Source organism: Aquimarina sp. EL_43 (assembly GCF_943422735.1).
In the GTDB taxonomy this organism is placed as follows: domain Bacteria; phylum Bacteroidota; class Bacteroidia; order Flavobacteriales; family Flavobacteriaceae; genus Aquimarina; species Aquimarina megaterium.
Genome location: NZ_CALSBR010000001.1, coordinates 3,027,495 through 3,050,495, shown reverse-complemented (window position 1 = coordinate 3,050,495; position 23,001 = coordinate 3,027,495). Strand labels below are relative to the sequence as shown.

The following is a 23,001-nucleotide window of genomic DNA, read 5'->3' as shown; positions in this document are numbered from 1 at the left end:
AAAAAAGTGATTCTAATTATTTCCGGCGAAGCTTAAAAGCAAACCATAAAAACACTTCTTTTATTAAACAAATTATTGATTTTTTCTTAGAGCAGATAATTGTTCGGCAATTAGTCCTAAAAGAAAAATTATCAAACCGGTAAGTATTAAAGTACTAGCTCCAATACTTATACCTTTACCTTGAAAGAAAAAATTAGCTCCCCAAAATACACCAAACACAAAAAAGAAAGCAGAAATAGGTAAGAAAATTCTTGCTGGGTTAAATAGGATTATAATATTGATGATCTCCATAACCGTCTCAAAAGCTGTTCGTATACCTATAGTACTTACCCCTCCAATTCGTTTCTTAATTTGAATAGGTTCTTCAATGACCAAATGTCGATTACTTACAAAAGTCAATGTAATAATATCACTAAAAGACATGGTATCTGGAGTTAGTTTTAAATATTTCTTGACCAATTTTGTGTCATAAATTTTCATCCCCGAATTAATGTCATAAACCGACAATTTCATAAGCATTTTCGCAACAAAACGAATAATTCCTTTTCCCACTTTCCTAAATGCCGAAGCAGACAATTGTCCTTTTCTACTTCCAATAACCAAATCAGCATCTGTTTCTAATATCTTGGCAAACAAATTATCTACATCACTTAAATAATGCTGACCATCTGCATCTATTGTTATTACATAATCGGTATCACACTCTTCAATACCACTTTTAATTGCCCCTCCATACCCCTTATTTACTTTATGGGTAATTACTGTAAGTATAGAAGTATTTGCAGCTTGCATGTTCAAAATTTCACTAGTCTTATCTTTAGATCCATCGTCAACCAAAATAAGAGAATACGAATTAGTTATACAATGGTCAATAACCTTAGGTAAAAATAACTTTAGTGATTCTTCTTCATTATAAACAGGCATTACAATGGTTAATGTCTTGCTCATTGAGTTTATTTTTAAAACAATATAAACATACTAAATTTATCTTTAGCCAGAGTCATAAGAATAAAAAAGGCATTTTTTTCCTAAAACTTCTTTACCTTGTGCATAGTAAAATTTAAAAAGAATGAACGATCTGATTAATCAACTAAATCTTAATTTTGAAGAAAACTTTTCCATTCTAAATTATGTCATTAACATACTTATATGCGGAACACTTCTTTTCTTCCTGAAAATTGTTTATGTAAGATATGGAACCGCCATATCCAATAGATCTCAATTATCTAAAGTTCTTATTTTAGTTGGCATAACTACTTTTATTATTATTTCTATTGTAAAATCCTCCTTGGCCCTTTCATTAGGTCTGGTAGGTGCTCTTTCTATTGTTAGGTTTAGAACAGCAATAAAAGAACCCGAAGAATTGGGGTATTTCTTTATTGCTATCTCAATTGGATTAGGATTAGGAGCTAATCAATTATTACCTACGATTATTGGTTTTGGAATACTTATTTTAATTGTAATTTTCCTAAACAAGAATAAATTAGGTAATTCTTTTTCTCAAAACCTACTAATATGTTTACAATGCAATAATGAAGATAAATCTAAAATCACTGATCAAATAAGCACTATAGTTTCTGAAAATTCTAATCAAGTAGATCTAAAAAGAATAAAATATGCAAATGGAGAAATCCATTTCAATTTTTTAATCAATATCTCTTCAATAGAAAATATAAGGTTAATACATGATGGTCTATCAGAAATAAATACTACTGTAGATGTTACATTTCTTAGTAATGAAATATAAATAGAATATAGATTAGTTAAAACCTATTTTTTTTATGAAAATCAAAAAGGTTCAAAATAAAAAATCTCATTTAATTATAATGCCAATCGTATTTTTTGCATTATTTATATCTAGTTTATTATTTCAAAAAAATAACTCCTTATCCAATAATAACGAACAAGTACACAATACAGAAATCCCCACTACCACTCTTAGTGAAGAAGGAATCTCTGAAATGATTGATAAGAATATAAACAAAATATACTCAGATTCTGAATTTTCAATTTATTATAAAGCAGATCGCGGCGTGCCTAAAATATATTATGTTTACAAAGATAGTTTAACAAATAGACAGTTAAATGATGCATTTTTTATACATATTTTCCCAAAAGATGAAGAAGCACTATTAAAATTACAGAAATACAATTATATAAATCTGGATTTCTTCGACTTTAATCCTATTGAATTGAAAATAAATAATGAAACCTACTTTGTCTTCACAGGTGTTTTTTCCCATAAAACACTAACTCATTTTTTAGAACCTAATAAGATAAAATTCTTCAATACAGGTAGATTTTCGGAAATTCAAGGAAGGTCATATCAAGCAGATGGAATCAATTTCGAAAACCTATCTCCTGATAACACATCTAATACTTTAGAAAAAATAACGATCTCTATTAATAAAAAGAACTTTGAGAAAGTAAAATCAAGACGAAATGAAGCATTAAAAAGTAAAATTTTAATAAAAAAAGATGATGATTTTGTAACATCCAAAGTTTCATATAATACAACAAAAAATATAAAATCTAGAATAAGACTTAAGGGGGACTGGACGGATCATTTGGATGATGAAAAAAAATGGTCTTTTAGAGTAATTCTTGAGAATGAAAATCTTACTATAAGAGGAATGAGTAAATTCTCCATCCAACATCCAAAAGTCAGAAATTATGAGTGGGAATGGCTATTTCAAAAAGTGATTAAAAATAATGATCTAATTGGATTACGATATGATTTTATCAATGTAGACATAGAAATAAAAGAAAAAGATAGTATACAAACAATTCCTTTGGGAATTATGGCTATTGAAGAATCTTTTGACAAAAGATTAATAGAAAATAATAAAAGAAGGGAAGGTATTATCTTGTCGTTTGATGAATCTTTGCTTTGGGAAGATCGAAAAAAATCTTCTGACCTAAAATTGAATGTCAATTCGTGGAGTAAAAAATTACAAAATACACAAAATTTACCCATTAAAGTTTTTGATGAATCACGAATACTTTCAGACCCCGTACTATCAAAACAGTTTAACGTTGCCAAAAATTTATTAGAAGGTCTTAAAAAAGGAAAATTAAAAATCTCTGAAGTATTTGACATAGATAAATTAACAACCTTCGTTGCTTTGTCAAATCTATTTGGGGGACAACACGGATTAATAAATCATAATTTGAGAATCTATTTTAACCCTGTTACAAATAAACTAGAGCCCGTTTGTTTTGACTCTCACCCAGGCTTCAAAATAGATAAAATCACTCACTATCCTTTTTCAAAAAATGATAGTATTTACACAAAAAAATTACTAGAAAAGCTTGAAATAATTAGTAATGAAAAGTTTATTAAAAATTTCATAAATAAGTTCAATAACGATCTTAATAAGGTATTTGTAAATTTACAAACAGAACTAAAAACAACAGTAGATCTTTCAATTCTTGACTATAATAGTAATTTCATAAAAAAACAAATAAACCCTTCAAACATAATTGTTTCTAATTTACTAAATATTGACAAAAAGCAAATACAAATAGATATCAACAACCTATCTGATTTCCCTGTTATTATCAATAGTTTAGAACATAATAATGGAAGAAGGTTAAGTTTTCCTTTTTCCTCAGATCCAATTATTCATCCAAACGAAAAAAAGCTTATTACTTTTTACATAAAAGATGCTTTTAATAATGCCTTCGTTTCAAAAAAAAATAAAAAGGGAGGATTTCGGTATCCTAAAGATGTAAAAAAATTGAAAATAAAATATAAGCTTCCAGGCCTTTCAATTTCTCGGAAGAATATTATCATTCCCTTTGGAGCGAATCAAGATGAAACACTAGAGGTTATTAATACTTATAAAAAATCATTCGTAGCTAATTATACCAGTTTTAATTTTATTGAAGTTAAAAATAATATACTTACGATACCAAAGGGCAATCATAAATTAAATAAAACCTTAGTCATTCCAAAAAATCACAAAGTTATTGTCGAAAAAGGAGCCTCTATAGATATGACAAATAAAGCATCTATCATCTCATATTCACCAATTATATGCAAAGGAATAAAGAACTCTCCTATTCATTTTTTTTCATCTGATAATTCAAGTGGTGGAATTTTCATTTCAAACACTAAAAAAAAATCAATACTAAATCATTGCAATTTCACAAGCCTTTCAAATCCGACATCTAATCTCTGGACTCTATCTGGTGCTGTAAATTTTAACGAAACTATTGTCGAAATCTCTAACTCTGTTTTTAGAAACAATAGATCAGAAGATGGCCTTAACATTATTAGATCCAAATTTCTTATTGATTCTACGATTTTTAAAAACACATTATCTGATGCATTTGATGGAGATTTTGTTGAAGGAAAAATTCTAAATAGCACATTCTCAAACAATGGAAACGATGGCATAGATGTATCAGGCTCTACTATTTTCTTAAAAGATATTGTAATCAGAAATTCTTCAGACAAAGCGATAAGTGCAGGAGAATCAAGTACGATCAAAGGAATGAATATTAGTGTGTCTGAAGGAGAAATTGGTATTGTAAGTAAAGATTTATCAAGTATCTCATTGCAAAATGTTAGCATATCAAATACAAAACTAGCATTATCGTCTTTTCAAAAAAAGTCTGAATACGGAACCGGATCAATTGATATTTCAATGTTGACATTGCAAAACAATGAATTAGATTATTTAATTGAAAATGGCTCTCAACTTTTAATTGATAAAACTCCTGTTAGAACCGTATCTAATAAAGTAATAGATCAAATGTATGGGAAAAAATATGGAAAAAGCAGTAAATGAAAATTTTCATAAACCACTCTTTTACAATCTGAGATATGAAAGAAAATTTATATTTCAAAATATACACTTAGATGACCTAATACAAACTATTGTTTACACAAACACTTTTGGTTTTGAAGAAATCTATTCAAAAAGAACCGTCAATAATATATATTTTGATGATAATAATTATACATTTTACAAACAAAATATTTCTGGAGACGGAATAAGAGAAAAATATAGACTTCGATGGTATAATGATGTACCATCAATAATAAAATCCCCAACCATAGAAATAAAAAAGAAGTTCGGAGAAGTCGGAGATAAGCTTTCTCTTAAAATACCCTCTTTTGAAACAAACCTACAATCATTACATGCAGATCAAATCAATTCTCAAATAAGAAAAGCAGTAAAAGAAACAAAAAACAAAGAATTAATTTGCAAGTTTTATAATCTATTTCCAACACTGTACAACACATATGAAAGAAGATACTTTCTTTCTGCTTGTGAAAAATTTAGGATCACTTTAGATTTTAACATGCATTTCTTTAATCCTAATAATTATAAGCATTGTCGTTCAATCAATAATGAGATTATTTTAGAGCTTAAATACAATAAAAAACATGATAATGAATCTAGAGTCTTAACGCAACAAATTAATTCTCGATTATCTAAAAACTCAAAATATGTTAGAGGTATTGAGATAATTCATTCTTAGCCGTATGAAAAACAAAAAAGCTTTCAAACCAGTTGAGTTCAATATATATATTGTGACGGTCGTTATACCTTTAGTATGTATTTTTTTTTCTGTAAGATGTGCTACTCCAAAAAAGAGAATTCTTAATTCTCGATCAAATTACATTTATCTATCACATACTAGATTGCAAACAAATGATAGCATATTTAAGAAAATCTATGATTTAGACCTGAACTTATATGATATGACTTTGTTAGGTGGAGATTTAGGTGTCGCAACATTTGAAGATTCAATAATACATCATCTGGATAAAGTTTTTGATTTAAAAAACAAAAACACTCTGTGGAGTATTGGTAATCATGACAATACATCAAATGAAAATTTTAAGAAGTTTACAAATAAAAATAAATTTCATTATTATATAAAAGATGGAACTACCTTTATAACAATCAATTCTCAAGACAGTTTAAGTTCTATAGTTGGCGAACAAAAAACAATGTTTTTTGATATCCTAAATACTTTACAAACCAAAAACATTGTTATTCTTTCTCATAAATTAATTTTTATGGATCAACATCCTGTAATGGATAGTCAAATTAATCAGATATGTAATGGCCCCAAAGGAATTTGTGATTACTGCCATAATTCAAATAATTTTCAATCTGAAATATACCCCAAACTATTACAAGTTAAAAACTCTGGTAAAACCATTTTATGGATTGGAGGTGATTTAGGAGCAAGAGCTTCCAAGTTTGAATATATCGACAAGAATGGAATAGTTTTTCTAGGAAATGGTTTTTGGTTTATGAATAAAAACAATCAAATTCTACTTCTTTCTAATTATAAAAATGAAATCGATTACAAGTTTATAGCAATAGACACTTTAATAAAATATCAAAATTCAAAATATATTAATTCGCTTTTTTTCAAATAGTTACAAGACATTTAATATAAATAAAAAAGCTTCATTAAAATTAATGAAGCCTTTGAGCGGGAGACCAGGTTCGAACTGGCGACATTCAGCTTGGAAGGCTGACGCTCTACCAACTGAGCTACTCCCGCTTTTTGTGGCGACAAATGTATTAGATTTCTTCTAAACTAAAAAACAAATAAATATTTTTTTATGATAATTTCACGTTAAATTTTAACAAAAGCTAGTTATAAATATTTTTTTATGTGTATTTTGACGATAAAAATTGTTTTTTATCGAAAAAATCATATATTTGCTTAATTGATAACATTTTAAGGAATTATCAATTTATATTTATGCCAAAAAAGAATAATTGCTGTTTTAACCATATGTATACTGTGGTTAAACCGTAATTTATTTAAGTTTTAATTATAAATAAAACGTAAAATATGAAGATAAAATTACCCCTCATAATCTTATTTTTATCTTTAGCAACTGCTCAGGCTCAGGTCAAAGTTGGTGATAACCCCAATCAAATAGATTCTTTTTCTATTTTAGAATTGGAAAGTACTAATAGGACATTCGTTCTCTCTAGAGTTACAACAACTCAAATGAACGCAATGACTCCATTAAATGGAGCATTAGTTTATAATACAACTGTCAATTGCGTCTTTCAATATAACAACAATAGCTGGTCAAGTCTATGTTCCGGCAATGATGATCAACAATTATCTTTTAATCCTACAACAAACATTTTAAGTTTGGAAGATGGAGGAACTGTTGATTTATCTTCTCTAATATCTGCAGGCCCTATAGGCCCAACTGGTGCGCAAGGACCAACAGGAAATACAGGTGCAACTGGAGCACAAGGGCCAACAGGAAATACAGGTGCCACTGGAGCAACCGGAGCAACTGGTGCGCAAGGACCAACAGGAAATACAGGTGCAACCGGAGCAACCGGAGCAACTGGTGCGCAAGGACCAACAGGTAATACAGGTGCAACTGGAGCAACCGGAGCAACTGGTGCACAAGGACCGACAGGTAATACTGGTGCAACCGGAGCAACTGGTGCGCAAGGAGCAACAGGAAATACAGGTGCAACTGGAGCAACCGGAGCAACTGGTGCACAAGGACCAACAGGTAATACAGGTGCCACTGGAGCAACCGGAGCAACTGGTGCACAAGGACCAACAGGTAATACAGGTGCAACTGGAGCAACTGGTGCGCAAGGACCAACAGGTAATACAGGTGCTACTGGTGCACAAGGACCAACAGGTAATACAGGTGCCACTGGTGCACAAGGACCAACAGGTAATACAGGTGCCACTGGTGCACAAGGACCAACAGGTAATACAGGTGCCACTGGTGCGACCGGTGCGCAAGGACCAACAGGAAATACAGGTGCTACTGGAGCGACCGGAGCAACTGGTGCGCAAGGACCAACAGGAAATACAGGTGCAACTGGAGCAACCGGAGCAACTGGTGCACAAGGACCAACAGGTAATACAGGTGCCACTGGAGCAACCGGAGCAACTGGTGCACAAGGACCAACAGGTAATACAGGTGCCACTGGAGCAACCGGAGCAACTGGTGCACAAGGACCAACAGGTAATACAGGTGCAACTGGAGCAACTGGTGCGCAAGGACCAACAGGTAATACAGGTGCTACTGGTGCACAAGGACCAACAGGTAATACAGGTGCCACTGGTGCACAAGGACCAACAGGTAATACAGGTGCCACTGGTGCGACCGGTGCGCAAGGACCAACAGGAAATACAGGTGCTACTGGAGCGACCGGAGCAACTGGTGCGCAAGGACCAACAGGTAATACAGGTGCAACTGGAGCGACCGGAGCAACTGGTGCGCAAGGACCAACAGGAAATACAGGTGCAACCGGAGCAACCGGAGCACAAGGACCAACAGGTAATACAGGTGCAACTGGAGCAACCGGAGCAACTGGTGCACAAGGACCGACAGGTAATACAGGTGCTACTGGAGCGACCGGAGCAACTGGTGCGCAAGGACCAACAGGAAATACAGGTGCAACTGGAGCAACTGGTGCGCAAGGACCAACAGGTAATACAGGTGCAACCGGAGCAACTGGTGCGCAAGGACCAACAGGAAATACAGGTGCAACTGGTGCAACCGGAGCACAAGGACCAACAGGAAATACAGGTGCCACTGGAGCAACCGGAGCACAAGGACCAACAGGTAATACAGGTGCCACTGGAGCAACCGGAGCAACTGGAGCACAAGGGCCAACAGGAAATACTGGTGCCACTGGAGCAACCGGAGCAACTGGTGCGCAAGGACCAACAGGAAATACAGGTGCCACTGGTGCGACCGGTGCGCAAGGACCAACAGGAAATACAGGTGCTACTGGAGCGACCGGAGCAACTGGTGCGCAAGGACCAACAGGAAATACAGGTGCAACTGGAGCGACCGGAGCAACTGGTGCGCAAGGACCAACAGGAAATACAGGTGCAACTGGAGCGACCGGAGCAACCGGAGCACAAGGACCAACAGGTAATACAGGTGCAACTGGTGCAACCGGAGCAACTGGTGCACAAGGACCGACAGGTAATACAGGTGCTACTGGAGCGACCGGAGCAACTGGTGCGCAAGGACCAACAGGAAATACAGGTGCCACTGGAGCAACTGGTGCGCAAGGACCAACAGGAAATACTGGTGCCACTGGAGCAACCGGAGCAACTGGTGCACAAGGACCGACAGGTAATACAGGTGCTACTGGAGCGACCGGAGCAACTGGTGCGCAAGGACCAACAGGAAATACAGGTGCCACTGGAGCAACTGGTGCGCAAGGACCAACAGGAAATACTGGTGCCACTGGAGCAACCGGAGCAACTGGTGCGCAAGGACCAACAGGAAATACAGGTGCCACTGGAGCGACCGGAGCAACTGGTGCGCAAGGACCAACAGGAAATACTGGTGCAACTGGAGCGACCGGAGCAACTGGTGCGCAAGGACCAACAGGAAATACAGGTGCAACTGGAGCAACCGGAGCACAAGGACCAACAGGTAATACAGGTGCTACTGGAGCAACCGGAGCAACTGGTGCACAAGGACCGACAGGTAATACAGGTGCTACTGGAGCGACCGGAGCAACTGGTGCGCAAGGACCAACAGGAAATACAGGTGCCACTGGAGCAACTGGTGCGCAAGGACCAACAGGAAATACTGGTGCCACTGGAGCAACCGGAGCAACTGGTGCGCAAGGACCAACAGGAAATACAGGTGCCACTGGAGCGACCGGAGCAACTGGTGCGCAAGGACCAACAGGAAATACAGGTGCAACTGGAGCGACCGGAGCAACTGGTGCGCAAGGACCAACAGGAAATACAGGTGCAACTGGAGCGACCGGAGCAACTGGTGCGCAAGGACCAACAGGTAATACAGGTGCAACTGGAGCAACTGGTGCACAAGGACCAACAGGTAATACAGGTGCAACTGGAGCAACCGGAGCAACTGGTGCACAAGGACCAACAGGTAATACAGGTGCCACTGGAGCAACTGGTGCACAAGGACCAACAGGAAATACTGGTGCCACTGGAGCAACTGGTGCGCAAGGACCAACAGGAAATACAGGTGCAACTGGTGCGACCGGAGCAACTGGTGCGCAAGGACCAACAGGAAATACAGGTGCCACTGGAGCAACTGGTGCGCAAGGACCAACAGGTAATACAGGTGCTACCGGAGCAACTGGTGCGCAAGGACCAACAGGTAATACAGGTGCAACCGGAGCAACTGGTGCACAAGGACCAACAGGTAACACAGGTGCGACTGGAGCAACTGGTGCACAAGGACCAACAGGAAATACAGGTGCCACTGGAGCAACCGGAGCAACTGGTGCACAAGGACCAACAGGTAATACAGGTGCCACTGGAGCAACCGGAGCAACTGGTGCACAAGGACCGACAGGTAATACAGGTGCGACTGGAGCGACCGGAGCAACTGGTGCGCAAGGACCAACAGGAAATACAGGTGCAACTGGTGCGCAAGGACCAACAGGAAATACAGGTGCAACTGGAGCAACCGGAGCAACTGGTGCACAAGGACCAACAGGAAATACAGGTGCCACTGGAGCAACCGGAGCAACTGGTGCACAAGGACCAACAGGAAATACAGGTGCCACTGGAGCAACCGGAGCAACTGGTGCACAAGGACCAACAGGAAATACTGGTGCAACCGGAGCAACTGGTGCACAAGGACCAACAGGAAATACTGGTGCCACTGGAGCAACTGGTGCGCAAGGACCAACAGGTAATACAGGTGCAACCGGAGCAACCGGAGCACAAGGACCAACAGGTAATACAGGTGCAACCGGAGCAACTGGTGCACAAGGACCAACAGGAAATACAGGTGCAACTGGAGCAACCGGAGCAACTGGTGCACAAGGACCAACAGGAAATACAGGTGCAACTGGTGCAACCGGAGCACAAGGACCAACAGGTAATACAGGTGCGACCGGAGCAACTGGTGCACAAGGACCGACAGGTAATACAGGTGCGACTGGAGCGACCGGAGCAACTGGTGCGCAAGGACCAACAGGAAATACAGGTGCAACTGGTGCAACTGGTGCACAAGGACCAACAGGTAATACAGGTGCAACTGGAGCACAAGGACCAACAGGTAATACAGGTGCCACTGGAGCAACTGGTGCACAAGGACCAACAGGAAATACTGGTGCCACTGGAGCAACCGGAGCAACTGGTGCACAAGGACCAACAGGAAATACTGGTGCACAAGGACCAACAGGTAATACAGGTGCAACTGGAGCAACCGGAGCAACTGGTGCACAAGGACCAACAGGAAATACAGGTGCCACTGGAGCAACAGGTAATACAGGTGCAACCGGAGCAACTGGTGCACAAGGACCAACAGGTAACACAGGTGCTACTGGAGCAACTGGTGCACAAGGACCAACAGGTAATACAGGTGCCACTGGAGCAACCGGAGCAACTGGTGCACAAGGACCGACAGGTAATACAGGTGCGACTGGAGCGACCGGAGCAACTGGTGCGCAAGGACCAACAGGAAATACTGGTGCAACTGGTGCAACTGGTGCGCAAGGACCAACAGGAAATACAGGTGCCACTGGAGCGACCGGAGCAACTGGTGCGCAAGGACCAACAGGAAATACTGGTGCCACTGGAGCAACCGGAGCAACTGGTGCACAAGGACCAACAGGTAATACAGGTGCAACTGGAGCAACCGGAGCAACTGGTGCACAAGGACCAACAGGAAATACAGGTGCAACTGGAGCAACCGGAGCAACTGGTGCACAAGGACCAACAGGTAATACAGGTGCAACTGGAGCAACTGGTGCGCAAGGACCAACAGGAAATACAGGTGCCACTGGTGCGACCGGAGCAACTGGTGCGCAAGGACCAACAGGTAATACAGGTGCAACTGGTGCGCAAGGACCAACAGGAAATACAGGTGCCACTGGAGCAACTGGTGCGCAAGGACCAACAGGTAATACAGGTGCTACCGGAGCAACTGGTGCGCAAGGACCAACAGGTAATACAGGTGCAACCGGAGCAACTGGTGCACAAGGACCAACAGGTAACACAGGTGCTACTGGAGCAACTGGTGCACAAGGACCAACAGGAAATACAGGTGCCACTGGAGCAACTGGTGCACAAGGACCAACAGGTAATACAGGTGCCACTGGAGCAACCGGAGCAACTGGTGCACAAGGACCGACAGGTAATACAGGTGCGACTGGAGCGACCGGAGCAACTGGTGCGCAAGGACCAACAGGTAATACAGGTGCTACCGGAGCAACCGGAGCACAAGGACCAACAGGAAATACTGGTGCCACTGGAGCAACCGGAGCAACTGGTGCACAAGGACCAACAGGTAATACAGGTGCAACTGGAGCAACCGGAGCAACTGGTGCACAAGGAGCAACAGGTAATACAGGTGCCACTGGAGCAACTGGTGCACAAGGACCAACAGGTAATACAGGTGCAACTGGAGCAACCGGAGCAACTGGTGCACAAGGACCAACAGGAAATACTGGTGCCACTGGAGCAACCGGAGCAACTGGTGCACAAGGACCAACAGGTAATACAGGTGCAACTGGTGCAACCGGAGCAACTGGTGCACAAGGACCAACAGGTAATACAGGTGCCACTGGAGCAACTGGTGCACAAGGACCGACAGGTAATACAGGTGCTACTGGTGCTACTGGTGCGACCGGAGCAACTGGTGCACAAGGACCAACAGGAAATACAGGCGCAACTGGTGCAACTGGTGCGCAAGGACCAACAGGAAATACGGGTGCCACTGGTGCAACTGGTGCACAAGGACCAACAGGAAATACAGGTGCAACCGGAGCAACTGGTGCGCAAGGACCAACAGGAAATACAGGTGCAACCGGAGCAACTGGTGCGCAAGGACCAACAGGTAATACAGGTGCTACTGGAGCAACCGGTGCGCAAGGACCAACAGGAAATACAGGTGCCACTGGAGCAACTGGTGCGCAAGGACCAACAGGAAATACAGGTGCTACTGGACCACAAGGCGACCCTGCAACGGATGATCAAACACTTTCTACTGATGGAACCCCGGGTAATGTCTCTATAAGTGGTGGAAATACAATTGATATAAGTGTTGTAAGTACAGATGCAAACAATCAAATTACAGCCGGGACTGATGGTGGAGCTTTTTTAAACATCCCTGTAATATATGCAGCAGGAAAAGTTAATGCAAATGGAACTGTTGATGCGGGAGCTATTTATAATGCCACCATTACTAAAGTTACTACAAACAACGGTACTGGAGGCGGAACAGAAGGAGATTATCAAGTGACATTCACTACCGCATTACCGAATACTAATTATATCATTCAATTAACTATCCCCGATTGTGGAGGAGATTGCCCAGGTAATACAGGAGCAAATTACGATGACCCAGGTATTACTTATTATACTCAAACTACCGGTGGATTCTTTGTAAACATAAAAGATAGCGATAATGGCACAAATCAAGGAGATGATATTGACCTTGACTTCATGTTCACCGTTATTACTCTACCAAACTAAGATTTGAATACATTTAAAAGTTAAATAATGAAAAAATTATCCCTTATAGCTTTATCAATTATTCTATCAGCAAGTATATCTGCACAGATTGGTACAGGTGATGCTGGTGCACTAATGGGATTACCTACCGCTACTGATTTAGCTGAAATAAATGCAATTATTGGTCCTAGTATCGGTTCTGTAGTTTTTAATTTAGATGATCAGGAAATTTATCGTTTTACTAATACAGGATGGCAAAGAAGTACTGATGATCAATTAGATTCTGAAGTAAACCTGGCAACTCCTATCGATGTTGATGAAAGCGGATCAACAACTATTACCAACGAAACAACAGTGCAGGGAGTAATACAAGCCATTGCTCCTATCACTTCTAAAGCAGCAAGGATTTTTTATCCGCCATCCATTTCAGTAGATGCTTCTTCAACAGGTGCCAAACCACCTATTGATCTATATCAGGAATACATTGACCAGTTCGGATCGCCTGTAGCATCAAGTGATGCTGCCAACGCCCCTACTATTCCAACATACGCAAGAAATGAATTATATTACTATGTGACCTTTGCTGATCAGAGTGTTTTCGGAAACCCGACAACAATATCGATAGATAGTAATGGAAACATGAGCTATAGTATTGTTAATACTCCTGCAGATTTTAACACGTTAATCAATGTAGTATTTGTTGTTAAATAATCTTAAAAAAAACAGATGAGTTATTTTAAACAATTTTCACTTATCATATCAATGCTTGTTTTTATGACTAGCATAGATGCTATTGCCCAGGCAACTGTTCTTATTGAAGTGGATTGGAATAATTTCTCTGAAGAAAATGTAATTACATTTAGGAATCCAGCAACTGCACCTCTTGGCACTATTTGTGATCCAACCTGTGGTGCTGTAACCTTTGCTGATAACACCTTTGATAATATTGCAAGCCCAGCAAGCTTTAATGTCCCTTACGGTACTGGATACAGTTTGTTTATAACAGATGCTTTTGGTGACGGATGGGAAAATTATGGAGGAGGACCTTCGTATGTAAGAGTATATGTAGATGGAGTCGAAATATTACAGAATTTCCCTGGAAATTTTGGAGCAAATACTACCATTACATTTGATGTAGTTCAACCGATAGCAGAGTTAAGTATTAATAATATTTCTGTTAACGAAAATGCAGGTACTGCAGATCTTACAGTTAGTCATTCTGGAGGAAATGCATCTGGAGCTTTTACTGTTGCTTACACCACAGCTAATAACTCTGCAAATGCACCTGGTGATTACACAACAACAAGCTCTACTATAGGGTTTTCGGGAACAAGTCCTGAAACACAAACCTTAACGATACCAATACCCATTATTAATGATAACTTCGCAGAAGCTACCGAAAGTTTTTTTGTAAATCTTGGTACTATAGTTGGTGATCCTTCCATTACTATTACTGATGGTCAAGGAGAAATCACAATTAATGATGATGATAATGCATCTATAGCAATAAATGATGTAACGGTTAATGAAAGTGATGGAACTGTAACTTTTACGGTCACTTTATCAGGAGCTAATGTAGCTGGAGGGTTTTCTGTACCCTACACGCTTACCAATGGTTCTGCAACTAATCCTGCCGATTACACAACCGTTGGAGCAACTACTTCTCCTATTAATTTTGCAGGAAATATTAACGAGACACAACAAATTACAATACCAATTATTGATGATACGGATATTGAAGGAAATCATAACTTTTTTGTAAACTTAGGTACAGTAAGTAATCCACTTGTTGCTATAAGTGATAATCAAGGAGAGGCTACAATTGAGGACAATGATGCAGCAATTAATATCGATGATATTTCGGTTAATGAAAATGCTGGCACAGCTACTTTTACCGTTACACACGTAGGACCTAATACAACAGGGCCTTTTTCTGTAAATTTCACAACAGCCAACAATACAGCTACGGCCGGGAATGATTATACAACAAATAGTGGGACATTGAATTTTTCTGGAACTAGCGGAGATACTGAAACAATTATTGTTACTATTTTAGACGATATTATTATAGAAGGAAATGAAATCTATTTTATTAACTTTTCTGGCGTAAGTGATGCTTCGGTTGATATTACAGATCAAGGAGTAGGTACCATTGTCGATATTGAAATAGATAATACAAGGCCTTATGAAGAACGAATTACGATTAATGTCAGAGGTAATTTTGATATGATTGGAAATACTAACCTTATTTGTACAGCAAATTGCCCAGGAACTCCTACATCTAATAACCCTACTGTAGTTATGGGGTATGCTAGTGTTGATGGTACCACCATAAACTCTAGTAGTTCAAATTTCACTTTACCTGCAGGAGCAACTGTAGCTTGGGCTGGATTGTATTGGGGTGGTTCGTATAATTCTACCTTCGGGGGAATAACAAACCCTGATCCTTCTTTGAATTTACAGCAAGTACAGTTTAGAGAACCTGGTGCAGGAACATACACAACAGTTAACGCTGGTGTAACAAATATTGAAACTGGCTCATTTGCGGGATGGAATACATTTATGTCTTTTGCAAATGTAACTTCAATTGTACAAACAGCAGGGTCAGGAACCTATACGGTTGCAGATATTCCATTAATAACAGGCAGTGCCTTTACCGGACCTTTCGGTGGATGGACAATGGTGATTATTTATGAAGATCCCTCAGATATTACACGTAGTGTAAGTATATGGGATGGCTTTGATTTTTTTGGATTTGGAGCCAACGACACTTTTACGGTTACTGGTTTACTAACTCCTTCGCTAGGAGCTTTTGATACAGATGCCGGATATTTTGCTTTTGATGGTGAAGCAAATCTAGCAGGGGATTTTGTATCTATAAATGGAACAGTCCTTTCTAACGTTTTAAACCCAGCAAACAATACATTGAATAGTACAATCTCCAAATTTGGAGTAGATCTTGGCGGAAGAAACCCTAATTTAGGTTTTAACTGGGGAATGGATATTGATATTTTTGACGCTACTGGTTTGGTTCCTAACAATGCTACAACTTTAAATGTAGACCTTGGAAGTGCCAACGAAGGTATTTGGGGAGGAGTTTTTGCTCTTTCTACAGAAGTTGCATTTCCTGCAGTAGCAAGTAAAGATTTTTCTCCTGCTACAATTGGCTATGGTGAGGAATCAACAGTAACTATAACTATAGAAAATCCTGCTACCGGAGTAGATCTTACAAATTTGTCACTTATAGATAATTTACCCTCAGGAATGGCAATATCAACTTCGCCAGATGGAACTTCATCCTGTGGTGGAACCATAACCTCTGTACCTGGTTCTGATAATTTTTCTATTTCAGGAGTAAGTCTACTGGCAGGTAATTCTTGTACTTTTACTTTTGATGTAACAGGAACCGCGGTAGGAACCTTTGACAATACTGTATCGTCTGGTGATATTTCGAATGATCAGAATATTCCTTTAGCAGGCACAACTACAGGAACACTTAATGTCATTGTTAAAACAGTAATAACTAATAGGAGAATTACATATAGAGTAAATCCAAATTAGCAATTTTATAAAAAAAATATTTAAAATTTAGGTTAAATGTATTTATTACCCCGTATTTGATTTATCTTAATACATAATCCTAATGATTGTTAAACACATATTTGTCAAATCTTTATGAAAAAAACACCCCATTGCCTTTTTAATGATTATATACTGATTTTTAAAATTACCACTTAAATACCCCCAAAGAAAAAAATCAAATTCATTATCAACCTTAAAGCAAAACATCAAAAAATTATAACAAATACCATATAATTCACATCGTATTAATGGTATTCGTATTAATTCAGCAAAATTTCTACGTCAATTTATTTTCTTATGTTTGCTTTGTCAAAATGTTTATTTTTTACGAATATGTAACTTTTCAACAAAACCACACCTTTAATCGAACCAAAAATGCATTTCACCGATAAATAATTGCATTTTATCGTGAAAAAGTAGTGTATTTTGCTAAAAAAGAATATATTTGCCATAACATATTTACTGTTAAACCGTAAAACAGTATTACCCCAATATAACTATGGATAGAATAATTTTTATTATCGTATGCTTTCTGGCCCAGGTGACTATAGCCCAACAAGCTTTTCATAACTATGGGAATATTCAAATTCACGATCAAGGAGAAGTTGGTTTCCACACTGATTTAATTAATGATGGTACGTTCGACCAAAATTTAGGTCTTGTAGGGTTTTACAATCCTACAGGTAATCTTAATGTATCTGGTGATAACCGTCCTATTTTTCATAATATGGAAATTGATGTTGTAGATGATCTGCTGTTGGATGTTGCTGTTGGTGTAACAAACTTTCAGGAATTTATAAACGGAAGGGTACAAACTCCCAGAGATAGACGTAATGTTTCTTTAGATTATATAAATGATGCTCCTTATTTAGGTGAAAATGATGATCGATATGTAGATGGATATTCTTCTATTACCGGAGTATTAGATTTTACTTTCCCTATTGGGGATGATTTTAGATTACGTCCTATGCGTATCGAAAACCAAGCAGCTGTAAATACAGCACGCGGTGCATATTTCTTTGAAAACCCAAACTCTCCTAATTTTTTCTCTACTAGTTTTAATACCGATAATTTCAGTAATGTATTATTTGGTGTTAGCTCTTTTGAATTTTGGGATCTTGATGGAGATGTAGAAACCAGAGTAACTCTTACCTGGGATGACAATAGTAATATACCTACTCTTGTTGATGAATTAGAAGATCTTAGAGTTGTAGGGTGGGATAGAAATTTACAACAGTGGGTAAGCTTAGGAAACTTTACTGCTTCTGGGGATTTAAATAGCGGAGAAATCACTTCAGAACTAATGATCCCTGATAACTATGTTGTTCTTACGTTTGGTTCTTCTGATATCATTTTAGATGGTGATCTAGAGATATTTACTGCAGTTTCTCCTAATGGTGACGGAGTTAATGATACTTTTATCATTCAGGGGATTGAGCAATTTTCAAACAACGAACTAATAATCTATAACAGATGGGGAGTTGAAGTATACCGTAAAAAAGGATACGATAATTCATGGGGAGGTTACTCTGAAGGTAGAGCAACAATTGCCCAGGATGAACAATTACCTGTAGGTACTTATTATTACATCCTGAAAATTGAAGGTCAAAAAGATCGTGCTGGATATCTTTACATCAATGTTTAGAATAATGATCTAAAAAATCATGATGTTCTAGATCATTAATATTAATACACTATCATTTCTATCGAATAAAAAAGTCTTACTCCTAAAAAATGTAAATTCAGGAACCTTATAAAATAATAAATAGTTAACTTCAGGTTATAAAAGTCATTTTTAGAGGTATTTTACTAATTAAAAATTAGTATTAAATGAAGAAAACATTACTTATTATTTTACTAATTCTACCAGGAGTTATTTTTTCTCAGATCGATGAGTTTTCTGTTATGGGTCTTCCAACTGCTGCTACAAATGCAGAAATGAATGGTGTAACCGCAGCAGCTACAGGATCAATCCTATACAACCTGGAAGAAAGTAAAATCTTTGTTTTTGATGGCACAAATTGGGTAGCAACTACTAATGATAATTGGTTAGTAGATGGTAATACAGGCTTGCCCGCCACATCTTTTTTGGGTCATATCGATGATGTAAAAATGGAAATTCGATCTAACAATTTACCTTTATTACAGTTTGGAAGAAGACAAACTTTAGGATTAACACAAGCTTTTCCTGATTACACAGATGATGATCAACCTTTGGTTAATATCAACGAGGATGGCACTACATCTGCATTACAATTTACAGCTGCAGGTGCTTCTTTTTATAAACCTATGTTCTTTACAACGACAAATGGAAGTTTTAGACTAAAAGGAAGTACTGGAGGAACAGACCTGTTTGAAATAGGCTCTGCAGGACCTGCAAATGATGGGAAATTAGAATTTATCATTGGTGATGATGGTAATGAACCTATTGTATTTAAACGATACGATTATAGACGTGGTCAATTTCATCGAGAGTTTTTTAGAGTACAAGGAAGCAACAATACTGCCGATGCAACCACAAGATTTGGTATTAATTTAAACCCGCAAGAAGTTGCTGTAGATACTGGATATGATGATCCCAGCACAGGATTTAATGTTGCAAACTCTACTTTACAACTGGAAGGGTCTTTTTCGACTTCGATAATCAGCACTACCGGAAATCTTACATTAACCGAGAATCATCATACTATACACATTACAGGAGCCCACAGCATAACACTACCAAATGCCAATACTTGTGAAGGCAGAATCTACATTCTAAAAAATAGTACTAATGCCAACAGAACTATTAGTACGTATCGTGATCTTACCAATTCAAACCAAGCCATTATTACAAATGAATCTGTGTTATGGATAAAAAGTGATGGCACTAATTGGCAGCAAATAAGTCCAAATGCATCATCTTCTTCTAACACAGTAGAAGGAGAAGAAACTTTGCGAATGATGAGAGGAAATGTAAATGCAAATGGTAGTATTGCCCAGGGAACTGGTTTTACTATTACCAAAATCGGTACAGGAAGATATACTATTAATTTCACTACAGCTTTTACAGGAACTCCAAGTTTAACAGCAACTCCAGGAGATGTTACAGGAGTTCTTGATGATAATATTTTAAATATATCTCAGATATCAACAACCCAGTGTACCATTAGCACAATTGACAATGACTCCTATACATTTGAAGATTCATATTTTTCCTTTATAGCTATTGGCCCCCGATAATAATTGTAGGTTACACAAAAGCATTTTCATCAAAATTCTATAACTTTTTCACAAAATGATGTGCCCATATTTCATATCCTTCATTAAGGTAGAATTTATGCGAAGGATAGTTTACCACATAACTATTTAATTCAGAAGCCTCACACCCCCTACTCTTTGCATATTCATAAATCCAGTTAAATACTTTCTTCCCTATTCCTTTGCCTCTATTCTTTTCATCAATATATACGTGATCTGGTTCGCATGATCTCCCAACATAATGACGTGTCATAAACCATAACCCAAAAAACCCTATTAGCTTTTCATCCAAATACACTCCCCAACATTCATAATTTTGCTCAAACATTTCACTAAACCGTTCTGTTAAAACAGCATCAGAAAATTGATTATTCATTAATTTCTGAAGTAATGGTAAAATAATATCAAAGTCCTCTTTTAAAATTTTGTGAAATGCTAAATCCATATGATGTTTTTCTGCAAAAATAATTATACATTTATCTCAAAGATGTAAAGAATTCTTAAAAAAGAAAGAATATACCAATTCTATTGTTTTATTGGCTTTGTATAGCATCCTTTTTAGTATTACAAACAAGTTAAAAAGAACAAAAAATATAAAGATGAAAGAAAAATCAGGAAAAACACAAGATCTGATCGACAAAAAATTTCTGGAGGAACGTAGTGTATTTCTTTGGGGACAGGTAGATGACAAGTCGGCTAAACATGTAATCGACAGACTCATGTATCTGGATATGATAAGCGACAAAGAAATCAAATTATATATTAATAGTCCTGGAGGATATGTTACATCAGGGTTTGCAATGTATGATACTATAAAAAGTTTAAAAAGTCCGGTTTCTACGATTTGCACAGGATTAGCTGCTTCTATGGGATCAATTCTTCTAAGTGTTGGTGAAAAAGGTCGAAGGTTTATACAACCTCATGCAAAAGTGATGATTCATCAACCAAGTGGTGGAGCCAGAGGGCAAGCTTCTAACATAGAAATCCAAGCTGCAGAAATTCTTAAGACTAAAGAATTAAGTGCTCAAATCCTTGCTGATAACTGCGGACAAGATGTTGAGAAAGTATTGAAGGATTTTAATCGTGATTATTGGATGGATGCTCAAGAATCAGTAGAGTACGGTATTATAGATGGAATTCTGGAATAATGATCCAAAATGATATAATTATAATCAGATCCCTATGGTAAGAAGAGATTTTATTGGTATTAGTGCCCTGGGAATGATTGGAGTTTCATTATCATCATTTTCTATGCTTTTGTCAGAATTCTCTAAAGATGATCTTATGGGAAAAAGTAATCCGTCACTTTTTGGTGATGGATATAAGCTTCGAAAAGATGCTTATGAAGCTTTTCTTAAAATGAAGACTGAAGCACTAAAAAGTGGATTCAAAATAAAAGTTGTATCCAGCTATAGAAACTATGCGCACCAAAATCGAATCTGGGAACGTAAATACAAAAAGTTTACAAAAGAAGGTTTAACCCCAATTAAAGCAATACAAAAGATTATAGAATATTCTACTATTCCCGGTACCTCAAGACATCATTGGGGTACCGATTTAGATATTGTAGATGGTAATGCTCCACAACCCAAAGGGTTACTTCTTGCCAAAAATTTTGAAGGCGATGGTCCGTTTTGCAAGTTTAAAGAATGGATGGATAAACATGCAAACTCTTTTGGTTTCTACCTTGTATATACAGATAAAGAAAACAGAAAAGGTTTTAAATACGAACCCTGGCACTATTCGTATGCCCCACTTTCTATTCCTATGTTAAAATCATATCAAAAACTCGACATTGCCGAAGAGTTAAAAAAGGCAAAACTGCTTGGTAGTAACTTTTTCTCAGAAGATTTTATAACACAATATATTGCAGAGAATATATCAGATATTAACCCCAAATTATTGTAGCTTCATAAAACTCATATTAATTTTTATACTCCCTATAAAAATGTCTCTTTATATTCAAAATTACCTTTTATTATTCTGCAACAATGCTACACAGCATAAAAAAATCTTCTTTTTCGATTGAATCAAAAAAATCAAAATAAGTTCTATATACTAAAATTATACTATTTTAGTTATCTATTAAAATAAAGACCCCATACTAATGAAAACTTCTTTAATTAAATACTTTTGTGTTTTTGTGCTTTTATGCACTGCTTTTTCTTGTTCAAAGGATGATGATGATAATACCATTACAGAAACTCCAAGTGAGGTTTCGATTACAGACGAAATATTAAAATTGGTAAATGAATACCGACAAACTAAAGGACTAGAGGCATTGGCAAAAAATACAACCGCCGAGCAACTAGCTGCCGATCATACACGATATATGATTTCTAAAGGTGATATCAATCATGATAATTTCGATACTAAATTTGACACTTTACGAGAAAAGGAAAATGCCACAGGAATGGCAGAAAATGTAGCTAGTTTTTATCCCGATGCCCAAAGTGTTGTAGCCGGATGGATTGATAGTGAAGGACATAGAAAAAACATTGAGGGTAATTATACCCATACTGGTATTGCCGCAATAAAAGATGGAAGTGGCAGATACTACTATACACAAATATTTTACCGCTAAACTCTGCAAACTCAACTATGCAAGGTTAGCACTAATCTTGTTTCTTAAAATTAGGAAACGGTACCTCTAGTAGTTGCTTACTAAGAAGTGTTTTTACATTTTATTAGTAAGCAACTTTTATATTTATTAACTTTAAGCTTTATGATATTAAAATTTAATTTATA

At 37.5% G+C, this 23,001-nt stretch carries 15 protein-coding genes and 1 tRNA gene; 13 read left to right on the top strand and 3 right to left on the bottom strand.

Annotated features, from left to right (window positions below):
• Positions 1-72: 72 nt before the first annotated feature.
• The gene (locus NNL09_RS12890; RefSeq protein ID WP_196909495.1) at positions 73-948 is read right to left on the bottom strand and encodes a glycosyltransferase family 2 protein; all 876 of its coding nucleotides are present in this window, start codon (positions 946-948) and stop codon (positions 73-75) included.
• Between the two features lie 121 nt (positions 949-1,069).
• On the opposite strand from NNL09_RS12890, the gene NNL09_RS12885 reads away from it, so the two are divergent.
• From NNL09_RS12885 to NNL09_RS12870, 4 genes are all read left to right on the top strand, one after another.
• On the top strand, positions 1,070-1,747 hold the full coding sequence (locus tag NNL09_RS12885; RefSeq protein WP_196909494.1) for a DUF4956 domain-containing protein: 678 nt from the start codon (positions 1,070-1,072) through the stop codon (positions 1,745-1,747).
• A gap of 34 nt (positions 1,748-1,781) precedes the next feature.
• Positions 1,782-4,796, top strand: coding sequence for a hypothetical protein (locus tag NNL09_RS12880; RefSeq protein ID WP_196909493.1), 3,015 nt, complete (start codon positions 1,782-1,784; stop codon positions 4,794-4,796).
• Positions 4,777-5,493: a polyphosphate polymerase domain-containing protein gene (locus tag NNL09_RS12875; protein ID WP_196909492.1), complete on the top strand. Its 717-nt coding sequence runs from the start codon at positions 4,777-4,779 to the stop codon at positions 5,491-5,493. The genes NNL09_RS12880 and NNL09_RS12875 overlap by 20 nt, the downstream gene beginning before the upstream one ends.
• Before the next feature lie 223 nt (positions 5,494-5,716).
• The gene (locus NNL09_RS12870; protein ID WP_035096429.1) at positions 5,717-6,406 is read left to right on the top strand and encodes a hypothetical protein; all 690 of its coding nucleotides are present in this window, start codon (positions 5,717-5,719) and stop codon (positions 6,404-6,406) included.
• Positions 6,407-6,461: 55 nt separating this feature from the next.
• Here the strand turns inward: NNL09_RS12870 and NNL09_RS12865 are convergent.
• Positions 6,462-6,534, bottom strand: a tRNA-Gly gene (locus NNL09_RS12865).
• 673 nt (positions 6,535-7,207) lie between these two features.
• Here NNL09_RS12865 and NNL09_RS12860 point away from each other — a divergent pair.
• The 6 genes from NNL09_RS12860 (at position 7,208) to NNL09_RS12835 (ending at position 20,235) form a co-directional block, all read left to right on the top strand.
• Entirely contained in the window at positions 7,208-12,994 is a 5,787-nt protein-coding gene (locus NNL09_RS12860) for a hypothetical protein (protein ID WP_254514251.1), read from the top strand.
• 221 nt (positions 12,995-13,215) lie between these two features.
• Complete coding sequence (locus tag NNL09_RS12855) at positions 13,216-13,452, top strand: hypothetical protein (RefSeq protein WP_254514250.1); 237 nt, start codon at positions 13,216-13,218, stop codon at positions 13,450-13,452.
• 27 nt (positions 13,453-13,479) lie between these two features.
• Positions 13,480-14,142 (top strand): hypothetical protein, encoded by a 663-nt coding sequence (locus NNL09_RS12850; RefSeq protein ID WP_231389196.1) that lies wholly within the window; start codon positions 13,480-13,482, stop codon positions 14,140-14,142.
• A gap of 15 nt (positions 14,143-14,157) precedes the next feature.
• Positions 14,158-16,992, top strand: a complete 2,835-nt coding sequence (locus NNL09_RS12845; protein WP_196910880.1) for a Calx-beta domain-containing protein — start codon at positions 14,158-14,160, stop codon at positions 16,990-16,992.
• Positions 16,993-17,512: 520 nt separating this feature from the next.
• Positions 17,513-18,658, top strand: a complete 1,146-nt coding sequence (locus NNL09_RS12840) for a gliding motility-associated C-terminal domain-containing protein (RefSeq protein WP_035095812.1) — start codon at positions 17,513-17,515, stop codon at positions 18,656-18,658.
• Between the two features lie 185 nt (positions 18,659-18,843).
• On the top strand, positions 18,844-20,235 hold the full coding sequence (locus NNL09_RS12835; protein WP_196910879.1) for a hypothetical protein: 1,392 nt from the start codon (positions 18,844-18,846) through the stop codon (positions 20,233-20,235).
• 37 nt (positions 20,236-20,272) lie between these two features.
• Here NNL09_RS12835 and NNL09_RS12830 read toward each other — a convergent pair whose 3' ends face one another.
• Positions 20,273-20,698 carry a GNAT family N-acetyltransferase gene (locus NNL09_RS12830; protein WP_025664946.1) on the bottom strand — a complete coding sequence of 142 codons (426 nt, stop codon included), beginning with the start codon at positions 20,696-20,698 and terminating at the stop codon, positions 20,273-20,275.
• 118 nt (positions 20,699-20,816) lie between these two features.
• On the opposite strand from NNL09_RS12830, the gene NNL09_RS12825 reads away from it, so the two are divergent.
• The 3 genes from NNL09_RS12825 (at position 20,817) to NNL09_RS12815 (ending at position 22,837) form a co-directional block, all read left to right on the top strand.
• Positions 20,817-21,401 (top strand): ClpP family protease, encoded by a 585-nt coding sequence (locus NNL09_RS12825; RefSeq protein WP_256525686.1) that lies wholly within the window; start codon positions 20,817-20,819, stop codon positions 21,399-21,401.
• A gap of 34 nt (positions 21,402-21,435) precedes the next feature.
• Positions 21,436-22,161 (top strand): M15 family metallopeptidase, encoded by a 726-nt coding sequence (locus NNL09_RS12820; protein ID WP_196910878.1) that lies wholly within the window; start codon positions 21,436-21,438, stop codon positions 22,159-22,161.
• 199 nt (positions 22,162-22,360) lie between these two features.
• Positions 22,361-22,837: a CAP domain-containing protein gene (locus tag NNL09_RS12815; RefSeq protein ID WP_025664949.1), complete on the top strand. Its 477-nt coding sequence runs from the start codon at positions 22,361-22,363 to the stop codon at positions 22,835-22,837.
• Positions 22,838-23,001: the final 164 nt, after the last annotated feature.

Bases quoted from the DNA above. Each gene is read 5' to 3' on its own strand.
- NNL09_RS12890 (WP_196909495.1), bottom strand. From the start codon at position 948: ATGAGCAAGACATTAACCATTGTAATGCCTGTTTATAATGAAGAAGAA.
- NNL09_RS12885 (WP_196909494.1), top strand. From the start codon at position 1,070: ATGAACGATCTGATTAATCAACTAAATCTTAATTTTGAAGAAAACTTT.
- NNL09_RS12880 (WP_196909493.1), top strand. From the start codon at position 1,782: ATGAAAATCAAAAAGGTTCAAAATAAAAAATCTCATTTAATTATAATG.
- NNL09_RS12875 (WP_196909492.1), top strand. From the start codon at position 4,777: ATGGAAAAAGCAGTAAATGAAAATTTTCATAAACCACTCTTTTACAAT.
- NNL09_RS12870 (WP_035096429.1), top strand. From the start codon at position 5,717: ATGACTTTGTTAGGTGGAGATTTAGGTGTCGCAACATTTGAAGATTCA.
- NNL09_RS12850 (WP_231389196.1), top strand. From the start codon at position 13,480: ATGAAAAAATTATCCCTTATAGCTTTATCAATTATTCTATCAGCAAGT.
- NNL09_RS12845 (WP_196910880.1), top strand. From the start codon at position 14,158: ATGAGTTATTTTAAACAATTTTCACTTATCATATCAATGCTTGTTTTT.
- NNL09_RS12840 (WP_035095812.1), top strand. From the start codon at position 17,513: ATGGATAGAATAATTTTTATTATCGTATGCTTTCTGGCCCAGGTGACT.
- NNL09_RS12835 (WP_196910879.1), top strand. From the start codon at position 18,844: ATGAAGAAAACATTACTTATTATTTTACTAATTCTACCAGGAGTTATT.
- NNL09_RS12830 (WP_025664946.1), bottom strand. From the start codon at position 20,698: ATGGATTTAGCATTTCACAAAATTTTAAAAGAGGACTTTGATATTATT.
- NNL09_RS12820 (WP_196910878.1), top strand. From the start codon at position 21,436: ATGGTAAGAAGAGATTTTATTGGTATTAGTGCCCTGGGAATGATTGGA.
- NNL09_RS12815 (WP_025664949.1), top strand. From the start codon at position 22,361: ATGAAAACTTCTTTAATTAAATACTTTTGTGTTTTTGTGCTTTTATGC.